At 71.1% G+C, this 24,503-nt stretch carries 23 protein-coding genes; 15 read left to right on the forward strand and 8 right to left on the reverse strand.

The genetic code is table 11. The features are described 5' to 3' along the window. The first annotated feature begins 67 nt into the window (after positions 1-67). The 6 genes from rimO to ACIBK0_RS25015 all read left to right on the forward strand — a co-directional run bounded on the left by rimO (position 68) and on the right by ACIBK0_RS25015 (position 4,384). Positions 68-1,543, forward strand: a complete 1,476-nt coding sequence (gene rimO, locus ACIBK0_RS24990) for a 30S ribosomal protein S12 methylthiotransferase RimO (protein WP_399083995.1) — start codon at positions 68-70, stop codon at positions 1,541-1,543. After that, positions 1,540-2,262 carry a CDP-diacylglycerol--glycerol-3-phosphate 3-phosphatidyltransferase gene (gene pgsA / locus ACIBK0_RS24995; protein ID WP_399083998.1) on the forward strand — a complete coding sequence of 241 codons (723 nt, stop codon included), beginning with the start codon at positions 1,540-1,542 and terminating at the stop codon, positions 2,260-2,262. Before rimO ends, pgsA begins: the two co-directional genes overlap by 4 nt. Beyond that, on the forward strand, positions 2,259-2,804 hold the full coding sequence (locus tag ACIBK0_RS25000; protein WP_399084001.1) for a CinA family protein: 546 nt from the start codon (positions 2,259-2,261) through the stop codon (positions 2,802-2,804). Before pgsA ends, ACIBK0_RS25000 begins: the two co-directional genes overlap by 4 nt. Before the next feature lie 109 nt (positions 2,805-2,913). After that, on the forward strand, positions 2,914-3,285 hold the full coding sequence (locus ACIBK0_RS25005; RefSeq protein ID WP_399084004.1) for a helix-turn-helix domain-containing protein: 372 nt from the start codon (positions 2,914-2,916) through the stop codon (positions 3,283-3,285). A gap of 255 nt (positions 3,286-3,540) precedes the next feature. Beyond that, positions 3,541-4,011, forward strand: coding sequence for a Dps family protein (locus tag ACIBK0_RS25010; RefSeq protein WP_399084525.1), 471 nt, complete (start codon positions 3,541-3,543; stop codon positions 4,009-4,011). Between the two features lie 103 nt (positions 4,012-4,114). Next, positions 4,115-4,384: a hypothetical protein gene (locus ACIBK0_RS25015; protein WP_399084007.1), complete on the forward strand. Its 270-nt coding sequence runs from the start codon at positions 4,115-4,117 to the stop codon at positions 4,382-4,384. A 202-nt stretch (positions 4,385-4,586) separates the two neighbouring features. Here ACIBK0_RS25015 and ACIBK0_RS25020 read toward each other — a convergent pair whose 3' ends face one another. From ACIBK0_RS25020 to ACIBK0_RS25030, 3 genes are read right to left on the reverse strand one after another with little or no spacing between them, the layout of a single operon-like run. Continuing rightward, a complete protein-coding gene (locus ACIBK0_RS25020; RefSeq protein ID WP_399084010.1) occupies positions 4,587-5,348 on the reverse strand; it encodes an SDR family NAD(P)-dependent oxidoreductase in 762 nt (253 codons plus the stop codon). 32 nt (positions 5,349-5,380) lie between these two features. Further along, positions 5,381-6,223 carry a DNA-formamidopyrimidine glycosylase family protein gene (locus ACIBK0_RS25025; RefSeq protein ID WP_399084013.1) on the reverse strand — a complete coding sequence of 281 codons (843 nt, stop codon included), beginning with the start codon at positions 6,221-6,223 and terminating at the stop codon, positions 5,381-5,383. A gap of 56 nt (positions 6,224-6,279) precedes the next feature. Beyond that, a complete protein-coding gene (locus ACIBK0_RS25030; protein ID WP_399084016.1) occupies positions 6,280-11,271 on the reverse strand; it encodes an ATP-dependent helicase in 4,992 nt (1,663 codons plus the stop codon). A gap of 275 nt (positions 11,272-11,546) precedes the next feature. On the opposite strand from ACIBK0_RS25030, the gene ACIBK0_RS25035 reads away from it, so the two are divergent. The 3 genes from ACIBK0_RS25035 to ACIBK0_RS25045 are packed head-to-tail and all read left to right on the forward strand — an operon-like array spanning position 11,547 to position 13,569. Next, positions 11,547-12,644 carry an AraC family transcriptional regulator gene (locus ACIBK0_RS25035; protein WP_399084019.1) on the forward strand — a complete coding sequence of 366 codons (1,098 nt, stop codon included), beginning with the start codon at positions 11,547-11,549 and terminating at the stop codon, positions 12,642-12,644. Beyond that, entirely contained in the window at positions 12,581-13,264 is a 684-nt protein-coding gene (locus ACIBK0_RS25040) for an AzlC family ABC transporter permease (protein ID WP_399084022.1), read from the forward strand. Before ACIBK0_RS25035 ends, ACIBK0_RS25040 begins: the two co-directional genes overlap by 64 nt. Next, positions 13,261-13,569, forward strand: coding sequence for an AzlD domain-containing protein (locus ACIBK0_RS25045; RefSeq protein ID WP_399084025.1), 309 nt, complete (start codon positions 13,261-13,263; stop codon positions 13,567-13,569). Before ACIBK0_RS25040 ends, ACIBK0_RS25045 begins: the two co-directional genes overlap by 4 nt. A gap of 200 nt (positions 13,570-13,769) precedes the next feature. Here ACIBK0_RS25045 and ACIBK0_RS25050 read toward each other — a convergent pair whose 3' ends face one another. Continuing rightward, positions 13,770-14,714 (reverse strand): hypothetical protein, encoded by a 945-nt coding sequence (locus ACIBK0_RS25050; protein WP_399084028.1) that lies wholly within the window; start codon positions 14,712-14,714, stop codon positions 13,770-13,772. Between the two features lie 80 nt (positions 14,715-14,794). Here ACIBK0_RS25050 and ACIBK0_RS25055 point away from each other — a divergent pair, with 80 nt between their 5' ends. After that, the gene (locus tag ACIBK0_RS25055) at positions 14,795-14,989 is read left to right on the forward strand and encodes a DUF3046 domain-containing protein (protein ID WP_189188176.1); all 195 of its coding nucleotides are present in this window, start codon (positions 14,795-14,797) and stop codon (positions 14,987-14,989) included. A 62-nt stretch (positions 14,990-15,051) separates the two neighbouring features. Next, entirely contained in the window at positions 15,052-16,266 is a 1,215-nt protein-coding gene (locus ACIBK0_RS25060) for an AI-2E family transporter (RefSeq protein ID WP_399084031.1), read from the forward strand. 3 nt (positions 16,267-16,269) lie between these two features. Here ACIBK0_RS25060 and ACIBK0_RS25065 read toward each other — a convergent pair whose 3' ends face one another. Continuing rightward, positions 16,270-17,070, reverse strand: coding sequence for a hypothetical protein (locus ACIBK0_RS25065; protein WP_399084034.1), 801 nt, complete (start codon positions 17,068-17,070; stop codon positions 16,270-16,272). Between the two features lie 358 nt (positions 17,071-17,428). Here ACIBK0_RS25065 and recA point away from each other — a divergent pair, with 358 nt between their 5' ends. From recA to ACIBK0_RS25085, 4 genes are all read left to right on the forward strand, one after another. After that, positions 17,429-18,553: a recombinase RecA gene (recA, locus tag ACIBK0_RS25070; protein WP_399084037.1), complete on the forward strand. Its 1,125-nt coding sequence runs from the start codon at positions 17,429-17,431 to the stop codon at positions 18,551-18,553. A gap of 3 nt (positions 18,554-18,556) precedes the next feature. Next, the gene (gene recX, locus ACIBK0_RS25075) at positions 18,557-19,459 is read left to right on the forward strand and encodes a recombination regulator RecX (protein ID WP_399084041.1); all 903 of its coding nucleotides are present in this window, start codon (positions 18,557-18,559) and stop codon (positions 19,457-19,459) included. Positions 19,460-19,829: 370 nt separating this feature from the next. Further along, positions 19,830-20,516: an ArsR/SmtB family transcription factor gene (locus tag ACIBK0_RS25080; protein ID WP_399084043.1), complete on the forward strand. Its 687-nt coding sequence runs from the start codon at positions 19,830-19,832 to the stop codon at positions 20,514-20,516. Further along, entirely contained in the window at positions 20,513-23,047 is a 2,535-nt protein-coding gene (locus tag ACIBK0_RS25085) for an FtsX-like permease family protein (protein WP_399084046.1), read from the forward strand. Before ACIBK0_RS25080 ends, ACIBK0_RS25085 begins: the two co-directional genes overlap by 4 nt. A gap of 142 nt (positions 23,048-23,189) precedes the next feature. Here the strand turns inward: ACIBK0_RS25085 and ACIBK0_RS25090 are convergent, their stop codons facing one another. The 3 genes from ACIBK0_RS25090 to ACIBK0_RS25100 all read right to left on the reverse strand — a co-directional run bounded on the left by ACIBK0_RS25090 (position 23,190) and on the right by ACIBK0_RS25100 (position 24,355). Next, on the reverse strand, positions 23,190-23,588 hold the full coding sequence (locus ACIBK0_RS25090; RefSeq protein WP_399084049.1) for a rhodanese-like domain-containing protein: 399 nt from the start codon (positions 23,586-23,588) through the stop codon (positions 23,190-23,192). Next, the gene (locus tag ACIBK0_RS25095) at positions 23,585-24,124 is read right to left on the reverse strand and encodes a cysteine dioxygenase (RefSeq protein WP_399084052.1); all 540 of its coding nucleotides are present in this window, start codon (positions 24,122-24,124) and stop codon (positions 23,585-23,587) included. Before ACIBK0_RS25095 ends, ACIBK0_RS25090 begins: the two co-directional genes overlap by 4 nt. Positions 24,125-24,199: 75 nt before the next feature. Beyond that, positions 24,200-24,355 carry a putative leader peptide gene (locus ACIBK0_RS25100; protein ID WP_399084055.1) on the reverse strand — a complete coding sequence of 52 codons (156 nt, stop codon included), beginning with the start codon at positions 24,353-24,355 and terminating at the stop codon, positions 24,200-24,202. Positions 24,356-24,503: the final 148 nt, after the last annotated feature.

The following is a 24,503-nucleotide window of genomic DNA, read 5'->3' on the forward strand; positions in this document are numbered from 1 at the left end:
GGGGTTGGCCAAGATCGGCCAACCCCGTCGACGTGGGCTGTCAGTGAGACAAAGTAGTCTTGAGCCCATGCCTGAACGCCGTACCGTCGCACTCGTCACCCTTGGCTGCGCCCGTAACGAGGTGGACTCGGAGGAGCTCGCAGGCCGCTTGGAGGCGGACGGCTGGCAACTCGTGGAGGACGCCGAGGAAGCGGACGTCGCTGTCGTCAACACCTGTGGCTTCGTCGAGGCCGCCAAGAAGGACTCCGTCGACGCCCTCCTCGAAGCCAATGACCTCAAGGGACATGGCAGAACCCAGGCCGTCGTGGCAGTGGGCTGCATGGCCGAGCGGTACGGCAAGGAGCTCGCCGAAGCTCTGCCCGAGGCCGACGGCGTGCTCGGCTTCGACGACTACGCCGACATCTCCGACCGCCTCCAGACCATCCTGAACGGCGGCATCCACGCCTCCCACACCCCGCGCGACCGGCGGAAGCTGCTGCCGATCAGCCCGGCCGAGCGGCAGAGCGCCGGCGAGGAAGTGGCTCTTCCCGGCCACGGCGCCCCCTCGGACCTCCCCGAAGGCGTGGCTCCGGTGTCCGGCCCCCGCGCGCCCCTGCGGCGCCGCCTCGACGGCTCGCCCGTGGCCTCGGTGAAGCTCGCCTCGGGCTGCGACCGGCGCTGCTCCTTCTGCGCCATCCCGTCCTTCCGCGGCTCGTTCATCTCACGCCGCCCCAGCGACGTATTGAACGAGACCCGCTGGCTCGCCGAGCAGGGCGTCAAGGAGATCATGCTGGTCTCCGAGAACAACACCTCGTACGGCAAGGACCTGGGCGACATCCGCCTCCTGGAGACCCTGCTGCCCGAGCTCGCCGAGATCGGCGGCGTCGAGCGCGTGCGGGTCAGCTATCTGCAGCCGGCCGAGATGCGCCCGGGACTGATCGACGTCCTGACCTCGACGCCGAATGTCGTGCCCTACTTCGACCTGTCCTTCCAGCACTCCGCGCCCGACGTGCTGCGCTCCATGCGGCGCTTCGGCGACACCGACCGCTTCCTGGAGCTTCTCGACACCATCCGCGCCAAGGCCCCGCAGGCCGGCGTGCGGTCCAACTTCATCGTGGGCTTCCCTGGCGAGTCCGAGGCCGATCTTGCGGAGCTGGAGCGCTTCCTCACGGGTGCGCGCCTCGACGCGATCGGCGTCTTCGGGTACTCCGACGAGGAGGGCACCGAGGCGGCGACGTACGAGAACAAGCTCGATGAGGACGTCGTCGCCGAGCGCCTCGCGCGCGTGTCCCGGCTCGCCGAGGAGCTGGTCGCGCAGCGCGCCGAGGAGCGTGTCGGTGAGACCGTGCAGGTGCTCGTCGAGTCGATCGACGACGAGGAGGGCGCGGTCGGCCGTGCCGCCCACCAGGCGCCGGAGACGGATGGCCAGGTGCTGTTCACGAGCGGCGAGGGTTTGACCGTCGGCCGTATCGTCGAGGCCAAGGTGGTCGGTACGGAAGGTGTCGACCTGGTGGCCGAGCCGCTCCTGGGCTCGCTCCCGTGTACTGAGGAGGCGGCCAGATGACCGGAGTCCCGGCATCCGCGGCGGGCGGCTCCCCCAGCGCGAAAGGTGCGGCGGGCGCTCCCGGCGCATCCGGTACTCCGGGAGGCGCGAAGCCGGCGCGGGGCGGGAAGCTGGGCGCTGCGGCCGTCAACCAGGCCAGCCTCTGGAACATCGCCAACATCCTGACCATGATCCGGCTCGTCCTCGTGCCGGGCTTCGTGGCGCTGATGCTGGCCGACGGCGGGTACGACCCCGCCATGCGCGCATGGGCCTGGGCGGCCTTCGCCGTCGCCATGATCACCGACATCTTCGACGGTCATCTGGCGCGCACGTACAACCTGGTCACCGACTTCGGGAAGATCGCCGACCCCATCGCCGACAAGGCGATCATGGGAGCGGCCCTGATCTGTCTGTCCTACCTCGGTGATCTGCCCTGGTGGGTGACGGGCGTGATCCTCGGGCGTGAGCTCGGGATCACCCTGCTGCGCTTCCTGGTGATCCATTACGGGGTCATCCCGGCGAGCCGCGGCGGCAAGATCAAGACGCTGGCCCAGGGCACGGCCGTCGGGATGTATGTGCTGGCACTGACGGGGCCGCTGGCCACCTTGAGGTTCTGGGTGATGGCCGTGGCGGTCGTTCTGACCGTGGTCACCGGGCTCGACTATGTGAGACAGGCCATTGTGCTGCGCAGGCGCGGTATCGCCGAGCGGCGGGCGGCGGCCGAGGAGGCGGAGCGGTGAGTTCCCTGGCCACTGAAGTGGTGCGACTACTCACGGTGAAGGGCGAGACGCTCGCCGTTGCCGAGTCGCTCACCGGTGGTCTGGTGGCGGCGGAGATCACCGCGGTGCCGGGTGCCTCCAAGGTTTTCCGCGGCTCCGTGACCGCGTACGCCACTGAGCTCAAGCACGAGCTGCTCGGCGTCGACGCCACTCTGCTGGCCGAGCGCGGTGCGGTGGATCCGCAGGTCGCGGCCCAGATGGCGGTCGGTGTGCGCAAGGCTCTCGGTGCGGACTGGGGAATCGCGACCACGGGTGTCGCCGGTCCCGAACCTCAGGACGGACAGCCGGTGGGCACGGTCTTCGTGGCTGTCGACGGACCGTCCCAAGCATCTTTTCATCCCGCCGGTGGCGGGAAAGTGACACCGCTGAGGTTGAACGGCGACCGGGCGGAAATCCGTATGGAGAGTGTACGGAGCGTACTCGCACTGCTCCTGAAGGGGCTTGCGAGCGAACAGACTGGGAATGAGCGGGCACAGGATACGGAACAGAACGGGGGGTTTTGATGTTTGCAGCCCTGAGTGAACACGACATCGCTCCCCGCACGGCCGCGGCGCAAGGCGGTACGGTGGGGCGTGAAGGATGCGGCTACGCGGTCCGAGGAGGGAGCCACCGATGATTCTGCTCCGTCGCCTGCTGGGTGACGTGCTGCGTCGGCAGCGCCAGCGCCAGGGCCGTACTCTGCGCGAAGTCTCCTCGTCCGCCCGAGTTTCACTCGGCTATCTCTCCGAGGTGGAGCGGGGGCAGAAGGAGGCATCCTCCGAACTGCTCTCCGCGATCTGCGACGCGCTGGACGTACGGATGTCCGAGCTCATGCGGGAAGTGAGCGACGAGCTCGCCCTCGCCGAGCTGGCACAGTCGGCTGCGGAACCGGTGCCCGCACCGGTGCGTCGCCCGATGCTCAATTCCGTATCGGTGACCGGTGTGCCACCGGAACGGGTCACGATCAAGGCGCCTACCGAGGCGGTCGACGTCGTCGCCGCCTGACGCTCACGGGTTCGCGCTCATGAGCTGAGGATCTTGTGTGAAGCCCCGGCCGGGGCTTCTCCGGGGAAACCCGGAGGAGTGCGGCCGGGGTCTTTGCGTTGTAGGGGTGTCCCGGGTCCGTTTGCCGGTATCCGGTGTGGCGGCCATGGTGGAGGGCAGGGCGGGGGCCGGTCGGCGCATGGCCGGCTGTTACGTCATCGATTCGTACGTCGCGGTCATCGTCATGGTCGCGATCGTCAGCATCGGAGGATGCGGATGTACGTCGTGAAGAGCCCCCTGTCCGATGTGGACCTGAAGACCGTGGCCGACGCGCTGCAGGGCGCGCTGGTCGACCTGGTGGACCTCTCCCTCGTGGCGAAGCAGGTCCACTGGAACGTGGTGGGACCGCGCTTCCGCTCCATCCATCTCCAGCTCGACGAGGTCGTGGACAGTGCGCGCCTGCACTCCGACACCGTGGCGGAGCGCGCCTCGACTCTGGGGGTCTCGCCGGACGGCCGGGCCGCGACCGTGGCCGCCAAGAGCGGCATCGGCGCGACGCCCGAGGGCTGGATCAAGGACACCGACGCCGTGAAGACGCTCGTGAAGGCCCTTGGCGCGGTGATCACGCGGATGCGGGAGCGGGTGGCGACGACCGCGGACCCGGATCCGGTGAGCCAGGACATCTTCATCGGGATCACGGCCGACCTCGAGAAGCACCACTGGATGTTTCAGGCGGAGAACGGGTGACCGCCCTCGGGTGCTGCCCGGGATGCGCCTGTGTGCCGCTGGTGCGCCCTGCCGGGGCGTGAGGTCGCGGTCTAGCGTCGGGCTGGGGCTGGAGGTGGACACCATGGCAGGGCGGATAGTGCGCTGGGGGGCCGCACTTGGGTTCGGCGCGCTGTGGTGGTGGAGTGTGCTCCGGCTCGCGCTGGTGCCCGATGCCGGGGTGTTGGAGGGAGCGGTCGCGGCCGGGGGATGGGGGCTGAGCCTGCTGCCGGTGCACTGCATGCCGAAGGCCCGGGCGGTGGGGTCCACCGGGTCGGGTCGATGGCGCTTGGCCTGGCAGGAGTCCCGGCGGCGGCGGGCGGAGCGCGGGGGGCGTGCGCGGCCCGCGGAGTAGAGGGTGGAGGCGCCTGGCCGACCGTGGCGGAGGAGGGGGCGGTCAAGGACGGGAGGGCCGGGAGCCCGCCGGAGCGCTGCGTTCAGGCGTGCCGGGGGCTCGGGGGAGCGCAGCGGCAGCGCCCGGGCATACGGGGTGCCCGGGCGCATGAGGGCGCCCGGGCGTATGGGCGGGATCGGCGGTACGCGGGTGAGGGGCAGCGCTACCACGGCATCGCCACGCCTCCGTTGGGGCGGAGGATCTGGCCCGTGGTGAACGCCGCGGCCTCCGAGGCCAGGTGGAGCACGGCGTGGGCGATGTCCTCGGGCTCACCGACCCGGCCGAGCGGTGACAGGCGCGCCATGAAGGCCTCCGTGTGCGCCTGCGCCTCCCCGTGGCGGTTGGTCATCGGCGTACGGATCCAGCCGGGCGCGACCGCGTTGACGCGGATGCCGTGCGGGCCGACCTCGGTGGCCAGGGTCTTCGTCATCTGCACGACGGCCGCCTTCGCCGCGCTGTAGCAGAACAGGCCGGGGCCGCCGGTGTCTATGGCACCCGACGCCATCGTGATGATGCTGCCGCGGACGCTCTTCGCGATCATGAGCCGGGCAGCTTCCTGGCAGGCGTACAGCACGCCCTTGAAGTTGACGCTCAGCACCCGGTCGAGGTCCTCGTCGCGGGTCTCCAGCACCGGGCTGCTGTGCATGATCCCGGCGACCGCCGCCATGATGTCGAGGCGTTCGCAGGAGGCGACGGCCTGGTGGAGCTGGTCGCGGTCGGTGACGTCGAGCGGGTGGGTGTGGGCGGCGCCGCCCCGGTCCTTGATCAGGGTCGCCGTCTCGTGCAGGCCCTGTGTGTCACGGTCCGCGCAGTGGACCGTGGCGCCTGCCTCCGCGAGCAGAACGGCGGATGCGCGGCCGATGCCGCCGGCGGCGCCGGTGATGAATGCGGTGCGTCCGGTGAGGTCGTACGCCTTGAGGGGCATGCAGGGACGGTACGAGCGTTTCTGACGGGTCGTCAATTGGTCGTGCGTCGGGGACTTGTACGGGGTTGGGCGGCACCCGGCAGCGGCGTGGGCCCCCTTTGGCACGTCGGGCACCAGTAGGTGGGGCGTTCGCGGGAGCCGTCGCCCTGGTCCGCCGAACGGATCGAGGTGCGGCAGCGAAGGCAGGGGCGGGGTGCGCGGCCGTAGACGAAGAGGTTCTGGTCGCGGCGGCCCGTGGTGCTGCGCGCTGGGCGGTCGCGGTTGACTTCGAGGAGCTTCTTGGCGAGGACGGGCAGTTGGGCGGCGCGGTCGGCGGGCAGGTCGCCGATGGGGAGCCAGGGGGTGACGCCGAGCAGGAAGCAGAGTTCGCTCTTGTAGACGTTGCCGATGCCGGCGAGATTGCGCTGGTCGAGCAGGGCCTCGCCGAGGGGGCGGGCCGGGTCCCGCAGGAGGTTCTCCAGCGCCCGGTCCGGGTCCCAGTCCGGGCCCAGCAGATCGGGGCCGAGATGGCCGACCGCACGGTCCTCGTCGGTGGTGCGGAGCAGCTCCAGCACGGGCAGCCGGTAGCCGACGGCCGTGCGGTCCGCGGTGCCGAGGATGGCCCGGATCTGGTGCGTGGGACCGCCGCTCCAGCGCTGGCCGTTCGCGTACACCTTCCACGAGCCGTCCATCCGCAGATGCGAGTGCAGGGTCACTCCGCCCTCGAAGCGCGTGAGCAGGTGCTTGCCGCGCGGTGTGACGTCCAGGACCCTGCGTCCGGTCAGGTCGGCGGTGGCGTACTTGGGCACCCTCAGGTCGGAGCGGGTCAGCACCTTTCCCGCGAGGGCGAGGTGCAGCCGTCTCGCGGCCTGCCAGACGGTGTCTCCTTCGGGCATGGGTTCAAGGGTGGCACGGGTTGTCCGGTAGGGGGCGTGCCGCACGGCCCCGGGGCTTACGCGCGAAGCCGCAGTCCGCGGGGCGTCGCGATGAAGCCCGCCGTCTCCAGCAGGGTGCCCAGTGGGGATGTCAGCGCGGAGGCGCCGTTGACGCGCTCCACAGTGACCGTGCCGAGGGAGCCCGCACGGGCCGCCGTGGCGAGGGCCTCGGCGGCAGCGCGCAGACGTATGTCCTCCGTGACCGACCCGTCCGGGTCGGAGGGCCAGGCCAGCAGGGTCTTGCCGCCGCGCTCCATGTACAGGGTGAGCTCGCCGTCGACCAGCACGACCAGGGAGCCCGCCTTGCGGCCCGGTTTGTGCCCGGCCTCTGTCGGGGGGTCTGGCCACGGCAGGGCCGCGCCGTAGGCGTTGGCGGGGTCGGCCGCGGCGAGGACCACGGCTTGGGTGGTCTCCCGGGTGCGGGCGCGGGTGTTCGAGAACGCGGGGCTGCTGGGGAAGGCCCGGCCCGGGGGCTCGGCCGAGAAGGCGGAGTCCGCCGCGAACGTGTGGTCGTCCGGGAAGGCGTGATCGGCCGTGAAGGTGTGGTCGTCCGCGAAACCGGTGCTGCTCGCGAAGCCGTCGTCGTCGGCGAAGGAGGGGTCGTCGGGGAAGCCGTGGGCGTTGCCGAAGCCGGAGCCGTCCGGGAAGCCGTGGGCATGCCCTGGGCCCGGGGTGCCTGGGCGGCCGTTCGTGCGCCTGCCGTCGGCCGGGAAACCCTGCGAGCCCGGGAATCCGTTCGCGAGGCCAGAATCGGACAGGGCCTCGCCCCGGTCCCGCGCGTTCGCCGCGGCGCGCAGACGGTCCACCGCGCCGTCCATCGCGAACTGGGCAGCGCCGAGGCCTTCGACCACATAGCCGCGGCGCGCCTGGCCGCTGTCCTCGAAGGCGGACAGGATGCGGTACACCGCCGAGAAACCGCCCTCGACGCCCTCCGCGGCGACAGCGCCTCGGGTCACCACACCGTGCCGGTCGAGCAGGGTGCGGGCCAGGGCGTGGGCGCGCACGGTGGGGTCGGGCTCGCGCCCGGGCAGCAGCGACCAGCGGCCCGCCACGGTCGGCGGGCCCGTACGGGACTGGGGGCGCGCGGCGCCGGTCAGGGAGCCGTAGCGCCCGCGTGGGACCGAACGCTTGGCGCGATGGGCCGTGGACCCGGCCGTACGGCCCGAGCCCAGAAGGGAGCGCATCGGCGCGAGCGTGTCGTTCGTGAGGCATCCGGACCAGGCCAGGTCCCAGACGGCGTCGGCCAGTTGGGGATCTGTGGCGTCGGGATGCGTGGTGGCGCGCACCTGGTCGGCGATCTGACGGAAGAACAGGCCGTAGCCCCCGGAGAGGGTGTCCAGGATCGACTGGTGCAGCGCGGTCAGTTCCAGGGGGTGCGGGGCCGGCAGGAGCAGTGGGGCCGCGTCCGCCAGATACAGCGAGACCCAGCCGTCCTTGCCGGGCAGTGCTCCCGCACCGGCCCAGACGACCTCCCCGGCGGCCGTGAGCTCGTCGAGCATCGCCGGGGCGTACCCGGCGACCCGGGACGGCAGGACGAGCTTCTCCAGCGCGGACGCGGGCACGGAAGCGCCCTGCAACTGCTCGATGGCGCGCACCAGTCCGTCGATACCGCGCAGTCCGTGCCCGCTGCCCACGTGCTGCCACTGCGGCAGGAACTGCGCGAGCGCGGCGGGCGGCACCGGCTCCAGCTCATGGCGCAGGGCCGCGAGCGAACGGCGCCGCAGCCGCCGCAGCACCGCCGCGTCGCACCACTCCTGGCCGATGCCCGCCGGATGGAACTCTCCCTGTACGACACGGCCGTTCGCGGCGAGTCGCTGCAGCGCTCCGTCGGTGACCGCCGTACCGAGACCGAAGCGGGCGGCTGCCGTCGTCGAAGTGAACGGGCCGTGGGTGCGCGCGTATCGCGCGAGAAGGTCGCCGAGCGGGTCTTTGACCGGCTCGGTGAAGGCCTCGGGGACGCCGACCGGGAGCGCCGTACCAAGTGCGTCGCGTAGTCGGCCGGCGTCCTCGATAGCCGCCCAGTGGTCGGCCCCGGCGATCCGGACCCGGATGGCGCGGCGCGCGGCTGCCAACTCCTGGGCCCATTGCGGCTCGGCGCCGCGCTCGGCCAGCTCGGCGTCCGTGAGCGGGCCCAGCAGACGCAGCAGGTCGGCGACGCCTTCACCGTCCTTGACGCGACGGTCCTCCGTGAGCCATTGGAGCTCCCGCTCCAGCTCGGCCAGGACATCGGCGTCGAGGAGCTCGCGCAGCTCGGCCTGGCCGAGGAGCTCGGCCAGCAGCCGTGAGTCGAGCGACAGGGCGGCGGCGCGGCGCTCGGCGAGCGGTGAGTCGCCCTCGTACAGGAACTGCGCGACGTATCCGAACAGGAGTGAGCGGGCGAAGGGGGAAGGCTCCGGTGTGGTGACCTCGACCAGGCGCACCTTGCGGGACTCGATGTCGCCCATCAGCTCCGTGAGGCCAGGGACGTCGAAGACGTCCTGGAGGCATTCGCGGACCGCCTCCAGGACGATCGGGAAGGAGCCGAACTCGCTGGCCACCTGGAGCAGTTGTGCGGCGCGCTGCCGCTGCTGCCACAGTGGGGTTCGCTTGCCGGGGTTGCGGCGCGGCAGCAGCAGCGCGCGGGCGGCGCACTCGCGGAAACGAGAGGCGAACAGTGCCGAGCCGCCCACCTGGTCGGTCACGATCTGGTCGACCTCGCCCTTGTCGAAGGCGACGTCCGCCGCGCCGACCGGCGCCTGGTCCGCGTCGTACTCCGTGCCCGCCTTCATGGGGGTCTGGTCGAGCAGATCCAGGCCCATCAGGTCGGCGTCGGGCAGGCGCAGCACGATGCCGTCGTCGGCGTGCATGACCTGGGCGTCCATGCCGTACCGCTCGGAGAGCTTGGCGCCCAGTGCGAGGGCCCAGGGGGCGTGGACCTGGGCGCCGAAGGGGGAGTGCACGACGACTCGCCAGTCCCCCAGCTCGTCGCGGAAGCGTTCGACGACGATGGTCCGGTCGTCCGGGATGTGCCCGCACGCCTGGCGCTGTTCGGCGAGATACGACAGCACGTTGTCGGCGGCCCAGGCGTCCAGGCCCGCGGCGAGCAGTCGGAGTCGGGCGTCTTCCTGCCGGAGAGAGCCGACCTCCCGGAGGAACGCGCCGACCGCGCGGCCCAGTTCGAGCGGGCGGCCGAGTTGGTCGCCCTTCCAGAAGGGCAGCCTCCCCGGGACTCCGGGGGCGGGGGAGACCAGAACGCGGTCTCGGGTGATGTCCTCGATGCGCCAGGAGCTGGTTCCCAGCGTGAAGACGTCGCCGACGCGGGACTCGTAGACCATCTCCTCGTCGAGCTCGCCGACCCGGCCGCCGCCCTTCTTGGGGTCGGCCCCCGCCAAGAAGACCCCGAAGAGTCCGCGGTCGGGGATGGTGCCCCCGGACGTGACGGCGAGGCGCTGCGCACCGGGGCGCCCGGTGACCGTACCGGCGACGCGGTCCCACACCACGCGGGGCCTGAGCTCCGCGAAGGCGTCGGACGGATAGCGGCCCGCGAGCATGTCGAGCACGGCCGTGAACGCCGACTCCGGGAGCGACGCGAAGGGGGCCGCCCGGCGGACCGTGGCGAGCAGGTCGTCGACCTGCCAGGTGTCGAGCGCGGTCATGGCGACGAGCTGCTGGGCCAGCACGTCCAGGGGATTGGCGGGGACCCGCAGGGACTCGATGGAGCCGGTGCGCATCCGCTCGGTGACCACGGCTGCCTGGACCAGGTCGCCGCGGTACTTGGGGAACACGACGCCCGTGGAGACCGCGCCCACCTGGTGTCCCGCGCGCCCCACGCGCTGGAGCCCGGAGGCCACGGACGGCGGTGACTCCACTTGGACGACGAGGTCCACCGCGCCCATGTCGATGCCCAGCTCGAGACTGGAGGTGGCGACCACCGCGGGCAACCGGCCCGCCTTCAGGTCCTCCTCGACCAGGGCCCGCTGTTCCTTGGAGACGGACCCGTGGTGGGCGCGGGCGATGACGGGCGGAGCCCCCTGGGCCGCGCCCGAGCCGCCCATCAGCTGGGCGGGGGCGTGCGCCTCTTCGAGGGGTTCGCCGGTCGCCCGCTCGTACGCGATCTCGTTGAGCCGGTTGCAGAGGCGCTCCGCCAGGCGGCGCGAGTTGGCGAACACGATCGTCGAACGGTGGGACTGGACCAGGTCGGTGATCCGCTCCTCGACATGAGGCCAGATGGAGGGCTTCTCGGCGCCCTCATTGCCCTCGGCGACCGGGGAGCCGCCCAACTCGCCCAAGTCTTCCACCGGGACGACCACGGAGAGGTCGAACTCCTTGCCGGACGGCGGCTGGACGATCTCCACCTTGCGCCGGGGGGACAGATAGCGCGCGACCTCGTCCACCGGACGGACCGTCGCGGAGAGGCCGATGCGGCGGGCGGGCTTGGGCAGCAGCTCGTCGAGCCGCTCCAGGGTGAGCGCCAGATGGGCGCCGCGCTTGGTGCCCGCTACCGCGTGCACCTCGTCCAGGATCACCGTCTCGATGCCCGTCAGCGCGTCGCGCGTGGCCGACGTCAGCATCAGGAACAGTGACTCAGGGGTCGTGATCAGGATGTCCGGCGGGCGCGTGGCCAGCGCGCGGCGCTCGGCGGCCGGGGTGTCGCCGGAGCGGATGCCCACCTTCACCTCCGGCTCGGGCAGGCCGAGCCGCACCGCCTCTTGTCGCATGCCGGTCAGCGGGCTGCGCAGATTCCGCTCGACGTCCACCGCGAGGGCCTTCAGCGGTGATACGTAGAGCACCCGGCAGCGCTTCTTGGGGTCCGCCGGCGGCGGGGTCGAGGCCAGCTGGTCGAGTGCGGCGAGGAACGCGGCCAGGGTCTTGCCGGAGCCTGTCGGGGCGACGACCAGGACGTCCGAGCCCGCACCGATGGCTGCCCATGCCCCGGCCTGGGCCGCGGTGGGCGCGGAGAAGGCCCCCGTGAACCAGCCGCGGGTCGCGGGGGAGAAGCCGTCGAGGGCTCGGTGTGCGGAGCTGACCATGCGTCCATCCTGCACCCGGCCACTGACAATGGCCTTGACCTGCGCAAATGTCGTGGCGGTGGAGGGTAGGCGGCCGACTCGACGGGGTGGGGGATGTGGGGTGCCTTGCTGGGAGACGGTGGCAGTCTTTGCCCGGCCGCAGAGGTTCGCATTGACTGGTGCTGGTGCTGGTGCTGGTGGCCGGCCGGCGGACGGCGGGCGGTGACAGCGAGGCCGTGAGCGGGGTCGGCCGCGGACCGGGAGGTGCCTGCGGCCGCTGGCGCAGAATGGGGGACATGGCGGCTTCGGAGGAGCGGGCTCGGCACTGGCAGTACGCGGAACTGCCCGGTGTCGATCTGTTGCGGGCCAGCTACGTCGAGAAGATCTTCGTGCGGCACACTCACGAGAACTTCGTCATCGCCGCCATCGCAGAGGGTGTCGAGGTCTTCCACCACGGCGGTGCCGATCAGTACGCGGGCCCCGGCGCCCTGGCGCTCGTCAACCCGGACACTCCGCACACCGGTCGCGCCGGGGTCCCCGAAGGCTGGCGGTACGGGGCCGTGTACCCGTCGCCGGAGCTGGTGGCCGAGATCGCCGCCGAGACGACCACGATCCGCGGCGCCCCCGGATTCACCAGTCCGGTGCTCGATGACCCGTACGCGGCGGGCCTGGTCCACCAGGTACTGCGGGCCGCGGAGGAGGGCAACGCGCTCGCCGCCGACACCCTGCTGCGCGTGGCGGTGACCCGGCTGCTGCGCCTGAACGGAGGCCCGCTGCCGCAGCGGGCCGTACGCACCGCGGGCGCTCGCATCGCTGCACGCGCGCGTGCCGTGCTGGAGGAGCAGATGGCCGCGCCTCCGACCCTGGAGCGGCTCGCCGCCGACCTCGGCACCAGCCCGTTCGCACTCCTGCGCGCGTTCCGGGACGTCTACGGCATGCCGCCCCACACCTGGCTGACCGACGCCCGCGTACGCCGGGCACGCCACCTCCTGGACGTCGGCGCCGCGCCTGCCGAGGCTGCCGTAGCCGTCGGCTTCACCGATCAGCCGCACCTCAATCGGCACTTCACCCGGATCGTGGGTGTGCCCCCGGGCGCCTACCAGCGCGAGCGCAAGAACGTACAAGACGGTGACGGCGGACTACTCGTACCGTCCAGGGCGTGGCAGAACAGACAGCTCTCGCAGACATACGCGGTGGAGACGGCGAACGCGGTGGAGACGCCGGACGGGGTGGAGACGCCGGACGCGGCGCAGCCGGCGGACGCCAAGGAGACGCCGGACGCCAAGGAGACGCCGGACGCAGTGGAGACGTCGGAAAACCCGATGCTGCCGTGGTCCGGGACGCCCTGGGAGTCGGGGTCGCCGTCGGGCTGTCCGGTTTCGCCTTCGGAGTGACCTCGGCCGGCAGCGGGCTCACGCTGCTGCAGACGTGCGTGCTCAGCCTCCTGGTGTTCACCGGTGCCTCGCAGTTCGCACTGGTGGGCGCGCTCGCGGCGGGGGGCAACCCCCTGACTGCGGCCGCGGGCGCCTTCTTCCTCGGGGTGCGCAACGCCTTCTACGGGCTGCGCCTGTCGCAACTGCTCGCCCTCCCGCGCGCGGTGCGCCCGTTCGCCGCGCAGTGGGTCATCGACGAGACCACGGCGGTCGCGCTCGCTCAGCCCACCCGCCGCGGCGTCCGCATCGGCTTCACCGTCACAGGGCTCTCCCTGTACGTGCTGTGGAATCTCACCACTCTGCTCGGCGCCGTCGGAGCCGAGGCCATCGGTGACACCGACGCGTGGGGGCTGGACGCTGCCGGGCCCGCTGTCTTCCTGGCGCTGCTCGCACCCATGCTGAAGACCACCACCGAGCGCGCGGCCGCGGGTATCGCTGTCCTTCTGGGGCTCGGTCTGTTGCCCGTGCTGCCTGCCGGAGTTCCCGTGCTGGTGGCCGCGCTGGCCGCTCCCGCCGTCCTCTACGTAGAGGGGCGCCGCAGTGTGAAGACCGCCAACGACGCATCTGGGGAAGACCGTTGAACATCTGGATCGCCATCGGCGCGACCGCCGTCGGTTGCTACGCGGTCAAACTCATCGGGCTGCTGGTCCCCGCCGGCGTGCTGGAGCGGCCGCTCGTACAGCGCCTCGCTGCCCTGCTGCCGGTCGCCCTCCTCGCCGCCCTCACGGCCCAGCAGACCTTCGCCGAGGGGCGCGTCCTGGTCGTGGACGCGAAGGCGGCGGGACTGGCCGCGGCGGCCGTCGCACTGATTCTGCGGGCTCCCTTCCTGCTCGTCGTCGCCGCGGCAGTGGTGGTGACCGCGGGGGTGCGGGCGATGACCGGCTGACGTCGGGACACACGATCGGTCCGTACGCGCACGGTCCGTACGCCTGCGTGCGTACGGACCCATTGCCCTCTCCGAGGGCAGCGCAGAAGATCCACCTCGCCCACCAGCAGGACCGCAGGGCCACCGCCACAACGCTGGGACTGCTCCACTGAACGGCGCTCCGCCGTCCCCCCATGACCGTCCGCTCGCGTTCCTGAACGTCAGCCGATCGACCGTCCGTACGCCCGGAGCGTGCGCAGCGCCTCGATCGTCACCATGGGGCGGCATTCCAGGGCGGTGCCCGGCGCCCACTGACGCCAGCGGACCGGCCAGCCGCCGTCCTCCTCCTGCTCGTCGGCCAGGTGGTCGAGCGAGCGTGCCATCTCCTCGTCGGTGAACCACGCGCGCGCGAGCGAGCCGGGAGTCTTCGCGTAGTCGTGCGGGAAGTGGTGCTCGCCCGGCGCGTAACCGGGCGCGACCGGAAACGCCTCAAGGCGCTCCGGGTCCAGCGCCGCGAGCCGGTGATCGCGCACCAGGCGGCCCAGACGGTCGGCAGCCGCCTCCGCGCGTGGACGGTCGGGCGCGGAGTCCAGGAAGGCGACGGCGGCCTCGATCTCGTACGGATGGGACTTCTCCAGGGACTCGACAGCCTGCCAGCAGAAGTCGGTGGCCCGGAACAGCCACGCGTGCCACACCTCGTTGTGGTGCAGCAGGCCCACCACGGGCCCGGTGGCGAGGAGTTCGCTCGGCGGATCGTCGACGACCGGCACGAAAGGAGCCGCCGGATATCCGCGTTGGCTGGGGTGGATCGCCGGCAGCGCGCCGTCCGCCGTCGACACGGAGGTCAGATAGCGGCACACGCGCTCCACGCGCTGTCCGCCGCAGCGCCCGATCGAGTCCAGCACGCGCAGCGCGTGCCCGGTGTGCAGCGGCTGGCTGACCGGGCCGCGCAGATCCGGTTCGAGCGCGTGACCGTACCCTTCGTCCTCGTTGCGGTAGGCGGCCAGCGCGGTCTCCACCGCGTCGGCACCGCCGTCGAGGAAGTGATATTCGAACCGGCGCTGCTCCAGCACGCGCGCGGTGAGCCAGACGAAGTGCTCGGCGCGAGAGAGCGGGGAGTGCGCCGGGGGCGTCGGGGGGAGTGGGGATGCTCCTGTTTCGGCCATGCGTCAGACCGTAGGACGGAAAGCGGTCTCGGCAAGCGGTCCCGGCTCGGGCCCACTCTCAGGGGCGGGATACTGGAGTCATGCGGTTGACGGTCTTCTGGCAGCGGATGGCGGATCACTTCGGTGCGGGGTACGCCGATACCTTCGCGCGCGATCACGTGATGACGGAGCTCGGTGGGCGCACCGTGCACGAGGCTCTGAACGCCGGCTGGGAAGCCAAGGACGTGTGGCGCGTGGTGTGCACGGCCATGAACGTTCCGTACGAAAACCGTTGACGGGTCACGAGGATCCGGGGGGCGGGGGTCGATTGTCGGAGGTGTGGGCGAGACTTGCACCCGTGGCCCCGACAGACGAGACCGCGCAGGTCGCCCAGCAGTCATCACCGTTCGGCACGACGCCGCCCAGTGGCCCCCCGGCCGCGGACACGGCAGCCCCCGGCGTCCGCATGCCGCGCTGGCTGCCGCGCGCCATGGTGCTCGCCCTCGCGCTCGTCGCCGTCTTCCAGCTGGGCAGCTGGGCGTTCCACCAGCTCACCAGCCTGCTGATCAACATCCTCATCGCGTTCTTCCTGGCTCTCGCGATAGAACCCGCGGTGAGCTGGATGGCCTCGCGCGGCATGCGCAGAGGACTGGCCACCTTCCTCGTCTTCTTCGGCGCGATGATCGCTATCGCCGGATTCATCACGCTGATGGGCTCGATGCTCGCGGGCCAGATCATCAAGATGATCGAGGGCTTCCCCGACTACCTCGACTCGGTCATCAACTGGATCAACACCCACTTCCACACGGACCTGAGACGGGTGGACATCCAAGACAGCCTGGTCCACTCCGACTGGCTGCGGAAGTACGTGCAGAACAGCGCCACCGGCGTCCTCGATGTGTCCGCGCAGGTGCTGGGCGGCCTCTTCAAGCTGCTGACGATCGCGCTGTTCTCGTTCTACTTCGCCGCCGACGGACCACGGCTGCGGCGCGCGCTGTGCTCGGTGCTGCCGCCGGCCCGGCAGGCCGAGGTGCTGCGCGCGTGGGAGATCGCCGTCGACAAGACCGGCGGTTATCTGTACTCACGCGGTCTGATGGCGCTGATCTCCGGCATCGCGCACTACATCCTGCTGGAGTCCCTGGGTGTGCCCTACGCGCCCGTGCTCGGCGTCTGGGTGGGCCTGGTCTCGCAGTTCATCCCCACCATCGGCACCTATCTCGCGGGCGCCCTGCCGATGCTGATCGCCTTCACGATCGACCCCTGGTACGCGCTGTGGGTGCTCATCTTCGTCGTGCTCTACCAGCAGTTCGAGAACTATGTCCTGCAGCCCAAGCTGACTGCCAAGACCGTCGACATCCATCCCGCCGTCGCCTTCGGGTCGGTCATCGCGGGCACCGCGCTTCTCGGCGCCGTCGGCGCGCTGATCGCCATCCCCGCCGTCGCCACCCTGCAGGCCTTCCTGGGGGCGTATGTGAAGCGGTACGACGTCACGGACGACCCCCGGGTGCACGGGCACCGGACAGGGGCCCAAGGCCGTCTCTTCGCGCGCGTGCGGGGACTGTTCGGCCGGTGATGTTCACCAGGTGAGGACCGCCCACACACAGCCGCCGACCACGGCCACCACGTAGCAGCCGACCGCGGCATACATGCTCCGCTGCCTGACGCGGTCGCTCCAGGACGTACGGGACAGCAGCCAAGCCAGCGCGGGCAGCACCAGCACGGCGTGCAGGCTCACTCCGTGCAGCGGCTTGAGCGGGGCCGTCGAATGGTAGGCCGCATCCTGGTGGCCGGTGCGAGTGAGGACCACCCCGCGCGCGATCATCGCGGCGCCCGACAGCAGCGCGACAAGCAGGATCGCGAACCCGGAGCGCAGCGCGAGTGGCATGCCCAGGGGGCCCGTGGGCCGGTTCCGGAACGAGGCGAGCGCGAACACGGTGAGCAGCACCACGAGAACCCCGCCGCCCACAGCGAGCGTCATGGACACCGACGTGTCGAAGCCGGTCTCCACGTTGAGGTGCGAGGGCACCCGGCGCCACGCCTGCAGGGTGATCCCGCCGACCTCCACGGCACAGTCGGCGGCGAATACGACGAGCAACGGGGTGCGCAGCCGCGTCCCGACGCGCAGATACGACGTGACCCACGTGATTGCGATCAGTGTCAGCCCGAAGGAGAGCCCGAAGGTGATGGGCTTGCGCCAGGAGACGGGCCCGTCCCAGGGCCCGCCATCGACAGCGAAGACCGCCAGATGCACGAGTCCCGAGACGACGAGCAGGGCGCCCGTCGCGTAGCAGAGCCGCTCGGCCGGACGGAGCGTGAGCTTCAACGGCGTCAGCGTGAGCTTCAGGGGCGCCAGGGACTGGGACCTCGTGGTTTCCATGGCTCAAGCTTCGCGGGCAGCCCCCACGACGTCGTCGTACGGCCGAAGACACCCGCCGTACGTCCGGGAGAGTAGCCCGGTGTCGAACCCGTGCCGACGGGAAATCCGGGGTGGTGTCAGACCGCGAACGTAGTCTCGGAGATGCCGTGTGGATGCCGTGTGGTGCGCTTGACACGAAAATCGAACATCCATTCTTATGGAGGTTCCGGCTGGGCTCTCGACGGGGATTTCGTCAGGGTTTTCATGGAGATGTGCCCGAGTTATCCACAGGCCGGACGGGCGTCGGGGCGCATTGTCAGTGGCAGGCGTTAGCGTCTTTGACGTGAAGCGATCGACTCAAGCAAACCGGGTGGAACCCATGGCAGGAACCGACCGCGAGAAGGCGCTCGACGCCGCGCTCGCACAGATTGAACGGCAATTCGGCAAGGGCGCCGTGATGCGCCTGGGCGAGCGGCCGAATGAGCCCATCGAGGTCATCCCCACCGGGTCGACCGCGCTCGACGTCGCCCTGGGTGTAGGCGGCCTGCCGCGAGGCCGAGTGGTGGAGGTGTACGGCCCGGAGTCCTCCGGTAAGACGACGCTGACGCTGCACGCGGTGGCGAACGCGCAGAAGGCCGGCGGCCAGGTGGCCTTCGTGGACGCCGAGCACGCCCTCGACCCCGAGTACGCGAAGAAGCTCGGCGTCGACATCGACAACCTGATCCTGTCGCAGCCGGACAACGGCGAGCAGGCTCTGGAAATCGTGGACATGCTGGTCCGCTCCGGTGCACTCGACCTCATCGTCATCGACTCCGTCGCCGCCCTGGTGCCGCGCGCGGAGATCGAGGGCGAGATGGGTGACTCGCACGTGGGTCTGCAGGCCCGTCTGATGAGCCAGGCCCTGCGGAAGATCACCAGCGCGCTCAACCAGTCGAAGACCACCGCGATCTTCATCAACCAGCTCCGCGAGAAGATCGGCGTGATGTTCGGCTCTCCGGAGACCACGACGGGTGGCCGGGCGCTGAAGTTCTATGCCTCGGTGCGGCTCGACATCCGTCGCATCGAAACGCTGAAGGACGGCACCGACGCGGTCGGCAACCGCACCCGCGTCAAGGTCGTGAAGAACAAGGTCGCGCCGCCCTTCAAGCAGGCCGAGTTCGACATCCTCTACGGGCAGGGCATCAGCCGCGAGGGCGGCCTGATCGACATGGGCGTGGAGCACGGCTTCGTCCGCAAGGCCGGCGCCTGGTACACGTACGAGGGCGACCAGCTCGGCCAGGGCAAGGAGAACGCGCGCAACTTCCTGAAGGACAACCCCGACCTCGCCAACGAGATCGAGAAGAAGATCAAGGAGAAGCTGGGCGTCGGTGTGAAGCCCGAGGAGCCCACCGCCGAGCCGGGCGCGGACGCGGCGGTCTCGGCCACCCCGGACGACGCCGCGAAGACGGTGTCCGCTCCGGCGGCCAAGGCCACCAAGTCGAAGGCCACGGCGGCGAAGAGCTAGCCCGTGACGCGACGAACCGACTGGGCCGAGTACGCCTACCCTGTCGCCCCTGAGGGGCCAGGGCAGGGGTACCACGGGGGCAATGGCGGCTCGGCCGGAGACGGTGAGAGGGGATACGGCGGCGCCGGGGCGTACGGCGGTGGGACGTACGGCGCCGACGGGCTCTACGGCGGGGATCCGGACGGCGAAGGTTCGCCGGACGGAGGCCCGCGGCGCGGTGACGGTCTGCCGGGCGGTCACGGTTCACCGGGTGATGGCCCGCGCCGAGGCACTGGCCGGCGTGGTGACGGCGGGCCACGTGGCGGACGAGGGCGTCGGAGGCGTGCCGGTTTCGGCGAGCCGTCCGGCGACCCACAGGACGGAGGCGCCCCTTCCTCGTCGACGGCCGAGAAGGGGGAGCCCCCAGGGGACCCGGCTGAGCGGGCGCGGGCGATCTGTCTACGCCTGCTCACCGGGACTCCGCGCACGCGAAAGCAACTCGCGGACGCACTGCGCAAGCGCGAGATCCCGGACGACGTGGCGGACGAGGTGCTGTCACGGTTCGAGGAGGTCGGCCTGATCAACGACAGTGCCTTCGCGGACGCCTGGGTGGAGTCCCGGCACCACGGCCGGGGTCTGGCCAGACGGGCGCTCGCGCAGGAGCTGCGGACCAAGGGCGTGGACTCGACGCTGATCGACGAGGCCGTCGGGCAACTCGACTCCGAGCAGGAGGAGGCGACCGCGCGCGAGCTGGTCGCCCGCAAGCTGCGGTCCACGCGCGGCCTCGACCGCGACAAGCGGCTGCGGCGCCTCGCGGGCATGCTCGCCCGCAAGGGCTACTCAGAGGGCATGGCGCTGCGCGTGGTCCGCCAGGCGCTGGAGGAAGAGGGCGAGGACACGGAGGGGCTCGGGGACGAGGGGTTCTGACCCCCTCGGGGAGGATTCTCGCCCCCGCCGCCCCTACCCACGGGTTTCTGAACTCCCTCGGGGAGAAGAAGGTCTGGCGCCATGAACGCCCGGAGAGCGTTGGCCGAGAGTTCCCGGCATGTCCCGGAACCTGGGAACACAGAACCCGGGAACGCAGAACCCGGTTCGGCCGGGTCACCGCAGTCCGACCGCGGGCCCTGAACACGGTAGACGCGCGGGGGCGCCGATCGCGTTCAGGGCCCGCGGCCGGACTGCCCGGGGGCCGGGGGTGGCGGCTCAACTTCCGTTCGCCTGGGTGGGGTTAACCCCCGGCTGAAGACGCCGGGCCGCCGCAATGCACAGACACCTGTGCACAGACGACTGTGTACGCATGGCACAGGAACCCGGCGCGGAAACGGAAGTACCCCCGAAGGCGCCGCACGCCCCCATCGAGCTCTCCGACCTCGCCGCGCTCAAGGCCCTCGCGCAGCCCCGTCGGCAGCGCATGCTCCAGCACCTCACTGTGCACGGCCCCGCCACGTCGGCGACGCTCGCCCGAGCGCTGGGGCTGAACACGGGAGCCACCAGCTACCACCTGCGCGAACTCGCGCGGTACGGCTTCGTGGAGGAACAGGTAGAGGGCAACGGCCACGGCCGCCGGCGCTGGTGGCGGGCCGTCCCCGGGGACCGGCGTTTTCCGCCGCGCAGCCGTCAGAGCCCCGAGATGCGGCTCGTCATGGACGAGTTGAACCATCACGCGTACGCCGCCGACCTCGAACTCTTCGAGCGGCTGCAGCTCCAGGGAGACGCGGGCGATGATCCCTGGGCCGACGCCTTCCCGTACTCGCGCGGCAGCATCCGGCTGACGCTCCCCGAACTCCGTGCGTTCTTCGAGGAGTACATCGCTCTCCTCAACCGCTACAAGCGCGCTGAGGCCGACACCCCGCCCGACGCGCGCATGGTACTCACCCGGTTTCTTGCCTTCCCGGCCCCCGACGCCGAGCCCGAGGGCCGCCCGGCGCCTCACGGCGGAGACGCCAACGCACACCACAACAGAAGAGAGAGCGACCCTTCATGATGCTGCGCTACGCCCTGCAGACCGTCCGAGCCCGCAAAGGCGGCTTCCTCGGCGCCTTCCTCGCCCTGATGTGCGCGGCCGCCCTCATCACCGCCTGCGGCACCCTGCTCGAGACGGGCTTGCGCGGGACGATCCGCACCGAGCGGTATGCCGCGACCCCCGTCGTGGTGTCGGCCGACCAGAACGTCCACCAGACCACCGTCAAGCACAAGAAGGGCAAGACCAAGGTCAAGCACAAGGCCAAGCCCATTGCCGAGCGGGCCTGGCTGTCGAGCGACCTCGCCGCGCGGCTCCGCCGGGCCCCCGGGGTGGACCGCGTCATCCCCGAACTGACCTTCCTGGCCCAGCCGTTGACTTCCACCGGAAGCGTCGACAAGAACCGGCCCGTCTACGGTCACGCCTGGGACTCCGCCGCGCTGACGCCGTACACGCTCACCACCGGAACCGCACCCAAGACCGATGGCGACCTCGTCGTCGACCGTCAGTTCGCGGAGCGGGCCCACCTCGAGCCCGGCGATCGCCTCACCGTCCAGTCGACGCAGTCCCCGCGTACCTATCGGGTCACCGGAGTCGCCGAGCCGGCCAAGGCCGTACTCCACCAGACGTCCCTCTTCTTCTCGGCCTCCGAGGCCCGGCGTCTGGCCGCACACCCCGGGCAGGTCACGGCCTTCGGCGTGCTGCCCGCCAAGGGCACGGACATCGCCACCCTCAAGCAGTCCGTGGCCCAGGCGCTGCACGGCACCACCGCGCAGGTCAGCGCGGGAGACGAGCGTGGCCCGGTCGAGTTCCTGGACGCGGCCGCCGCCCGGACGAAGCTGGTCAGCATGGGCGGTGCGATGGGCGGCACCTCGTTGCTCGTGGCCGTGCTGGTGGTCGTCGGCACCTTCGCGCTCTCCGTGCAGCAACGCCATCGCGAACTCGCCCTGCTGCGCGCCATCGCCGCCACGCCGGGCCAGATCCGCGCCCTCCTCGGCAGGGAGGCCCTGATCGTCGGGGCGGCCGCCGGTGCGTTCGGCGCGCTCGCGGGACTGCCGCTGGGCAGCTGGCTGCACAGCCGGTTCGTCGCCATGGGCGCCGTCCCGGCCACGCTTCAGCACACCGTCAGCGTCTTCCCGTTGTTCGCCGCGGTCACCGCCACTCTGCTCGGCGCCTGGGCCGCCGCGCGTATCTCGTCCCGCCGAATCACCCGGATCCGCCCCGCCCAAGCGCTCGCTGAAGCCCAGGCCGAGCGCACTCGCCCCGCATGGGGACGCATGCTCGCCGGTCTCGCGGTGCTCGCGGGCGGCGCCGTCCTCGTCGCCGTGCTCAGCGTGCTGCGCACCGAGCCCGCCTCAACCCCCGTGACCTTCCTGGCCGTCGTGGTACTCGCCTCCGCCGTGGCACTGCTCGGCCCGCTCCTGGTCAAGGCGGCCGCGGCCGCCCTCTCCGGTCCGCTGCGGCTGACCGGTCCCGGGGGCCGTCTCGCACGCGCCAACCTCCGCGGCAACGCGGCCCGCATGGCCTCCGTCGTCACTCCCCTCACCCTCCTCATCGGAATGACCTGCACCGTTCTCTTTGCCCAGCCGACCCTCGGCGACGCGGCCCGCGCCCAGGCACGCGAAGGCGTCCGCGCCGACTGGGTGCTCGCCGCCCAGGGCCCCGGCGTCCCGGCCGAGGCCGCGCGGCAGTTGCGTACGCACCACGACGTCGTCACCGAAGTGGTCCGTACGACCGTCCGCGTGGGTCTGGACAAGTACGCGGCCCAGGGCGTCACGCCGGCCGGTCTGACCCGCACGTGGGACCCCGACGTCACCGCGGGCTCCCTGAACGGCCTCAAGGACACCACCGTCGCCGTCAGTGAACTCGCCGCTGATCAGCTCCACTTGAGGCCCGGCAGCACCCTGAAGCTCGCTCTCGGCGACGGCACGCCCGTCACGCTCGCCGTCGCCGCCGTCTACGCCAAGGGTCTCGGGTTCGGCGACCTCACCTTCGCCCACGACCTGGTCGCCCGACATGTGGACAACCCGCTCGCCACCTCCGTCCTCGTCAGCACCGCCCGTACACAGACACAACTCGCGACTACTCTCCGTGAGTTCCCGGCGGTCCATGTCCTCGCACCGGCCGCAGCCGATTCGATCCAGGCCGCGCGCCAGCAGGCGAACGCGGAGGTCAACTACCTCGCCATGGGGTTGGTCCTGGCCTTCACCGCCATCGCCGTCGTCAACACGCTCGCCATGTCGGTCTCCGAGCGGGTCCGCGAGTTCGCGATGCTCCGTCTCGCCGGGGCGACCCGCCGACAGGTGCTGCGGATGCTGCGGACCGAGGCGCTGTCGGTCCTGCTGCTCGCCGCCGCGCTCGGCAGCGGAATCGCGCTCGCCGTCCTGACCGCCTTCAGCGTCGGGATGACGGGCAGCGCGGCTCCGGCGGTCACGCCACTGGTGTACGTGGCGGTCGTCGCCGTGGCCGGAGTACTCGCCCTCGTCGCCACCGCGCTGCCGGGCCGGGTCGCTCTGCAGGTTCGTCCCGTCGCGGTGGCCACAGCCAAGGAGTAAGGGGCAGTACTCCAGGGTGGGCGCCCCTTACATCGAGGGGTGCCCACCACTGTGTAGGACTTGAAGAACCTTCTGTACGACGTATAGAGCCTTCCGCACGACTCGACGGACTCTCCGGGCGGCCTGAGGAATTCTGTGCGGCCTAGGCTGCGGTCACCGGGAACCCGGCCGCTTTCCAGGCCTGGAAACCTCCGACGAGATCGGTGGCACGGCGCAGTCCCAACTGCCGCAGGGACGCGGCCGCGAGGCTCGACGCGTAGCCCTCGTTGCAGAACACCACGACCCGCAGATCGTGGCTCGTGGCCTCCGGGGAGCGGTGGCTGCCCTGGGGGTCGAGTCGCCACTCCAATTCGTTCCGCTCGACGACGAGGGCGCCGGGGATCAGCCCATCGCGCTCGCGCAGGGCGGCGTACCGGGTGTCGACCAGGAGCACCTCGCCCGCCTGTGCGGCTTCGTAGGCTTCCTTGGCCTCCACACGATCCAGCCTCTCGCGGACCTGTTCCAGCAACTCGTCGATGCCCACGGGGCGGTGGGTGCTCACTGCCAGTCCTGGGGACGCTCGACTTGCTCCAGGCGCAGCACCTGGCCCGTGCGGCTGTAACGGCGGATCTGCGGGAGCGGCGGGTAGTAGGCGTGGACCGAGATCGCGTGCTTTTCGGTGGCCTCGTTGAGTACCTCATGCACGTGGTGGCGGCCGAAGGAGCGGCCCTTGCCCGCCGGCAGTGTTCGCTCCCGGTCGATGCCTTCGGCGAGTTCCAGGGTCTTCCAGCCGTCGGCGGGCAACCGGGCGGTGAGCGAGTTCTCCTTCAGCTCGCCCGACGCGGTGACGAAGGCGCCGACCGACTCGGCGTGGTCGTGCCAGCCGGTTCCGGTGCCCGGAGGCCAGCCGATGAGCCAGGCCTCACTGCCGCCGGGGCCTTCGAGGCGCACCCAGGTACGGCCTTCGGGGTCGAGCGGGAGCGAGTCGATCAGCTCGGCGTCGGCGGCCGTACGGCGTACGAAGTCGAGCAGGTCGGCCTGGGTGGGAGCCTGGGGGGCAGCTTGTGTGGGTGCGGAAACAGAAGGGGACACAGACACTCGTACCGTCCTGAGGGTTCGCGTGGGAGCGCGCGGCAGCACACGGGCGGCGCGCGGAGGTGATGGGATGCGAATTCAGCAGGACGGGCGACACACGCAGCCCGCATAGCGGACGAGGTCCATATGGACCCTCCGCCACAGGCGCACACAGGTGTCGGTCACGATCCGGAGTACACCATGGTGGTGCAGACCGGTCAACTCACCGTCACTATGTGGACGCACGGTCACCATGCTGACCGCTGACCGCTGACCGCTGACCGCTGACCGCTGAGGGCTGAGGGCTGAGGGCTGACGGCCGAGGGCCCTGAGCCCGGTCAGGCATCGGGCTACGACACCCCAGGTCGCGGGCGGTCCGGACGGTGGACCGGGGACTCGACCA

It is taken from the genome of Streptomyces sp. NPDC050564, assembly GCF_044457265.1.
Lineage (GTDB): Bacteria > Actinomycetota > Actinomycetes > Streptomycetales > Streptomycetaceae > Streptomyces.

Excerpts from the sequence above, each read along its gene's own strand:
- ACIBK0_RS25080 (WP_399084043.1), top strand. The coding sequence starts at position 19,830 with ATGGCACAGGAACCCGGCGCGGAAACGGAAGTACCCCCGAAGGCGCCG.
- recA (WP_399084037.1), top strand. The coding sequence starts at position 17,429 with ATGGCAGGAACCGACCGCGAGAAGGCGCTCGACGCCGCGCTCGCACAG.
- ACIBK0_RS25035 (WP_399084019.1), top strand. The coding sequence starts at position 11,547 with ATGGCGGCTTCGGAGGAGCGGGCTCGGCACTGGCAGTACGCGGAACTG.
- rimO (WP_399083995.1), top strand. The coding sequence starts at position 68 with ATGCCTGAACGCCGTACCGTCGCACTCGTCACCCTTGGCTGCGCCCGT.
- ACIBK0_RS25015 (WP_399084007.1), top strand. The coding sequence starts at position 4,115 with ATGGCAGGGCGGATAGTGCGCTGGGGGGCCGCACTTGGGTTCGGCGCG.
- ACIBK0_RS25085 (WP_399084046.1), top strand. The coding sequence starts at position 20,513 with ATGATGCTGCGCTACGCCCTGCAGACCGTCCGAGCCCGCAAAGGCGGC.
- ACIBK0_RS25100 (WP_399084055.1), bottom strand. The coding sequence starts at position 24,355 with ATGGTGACCGTGCGTCCACATAGTGACGGTGAGTTGACCGGTCTGCAC.
- ACIBK0_RS25065 (WP_399084034.1), bottom strand. The coding sequence starts at position 17,070 with ATGGAAACCACGAGGTCCCAGTCCCTGGCGCCCCTGAAGCTCACGCTG.
- ACIBK0_RS25010 (WP_399084525.1), top strand. The coding sequence starts at position 3,541 with ATGTACGTCGTGAAGAGCCCCCTGTCCGATGTGGACCTGAAGACCGTG.
- pgsA (WP_399083998.1), top strand. The coding sequence starts at position 1,540 with ATGACCGGAGTCCCGGCATCCGCGGCGGGCGGCTCCCCCAGCGCGAAA.
- ACIBK0_RS25005 (WP_399084004.1), top strand. The coding sequence starts at position 2,914 with ATGATTCTGCTCCGTCGCCTGCTGGGTGACGTGCTGCGTCGGCAGCGC.
- ACIBK0_RS25020 (WP_399084010.1), bottom strand. The coding sequence starts at position 5,348 with ATGCCCCTCAAGGCGTACGACCTCACCGGACGCACCGCATTCATCACC.
- ACIBK0_RS25025 (WP_399084013.1), bottom strand. The coding sequence starts at position 6,223 with ATGCCCGAAGGAGACACCGTCTGGCAGGCCGCGAGACGGCTGCACCTC.
- ACIBK0_RS25050 (WP_399084028.1), bottom strand. The coding sequence starts at position 14,714 with ATGGCCGAAACAGGAGCATCCCCACTCCCCCCGACGCCCCCGGCGCAC.
- ACIBK0_RS25055 (WP_189188176.1), top strand. The coding sequence starts at position 14,795 with ATGCGGTTGACGGTCTTCTGGCAGCGGATGGCGGATCACTTCGGTGCG.
- ACIBK0_RS25030 (WP_399084016.1), bottom strand. The coding sequence starts at position 11,271 with ATGGTCAGCTCCGCACACCGAGCCCTCGACGGCTTCTCCCCCGCGACC.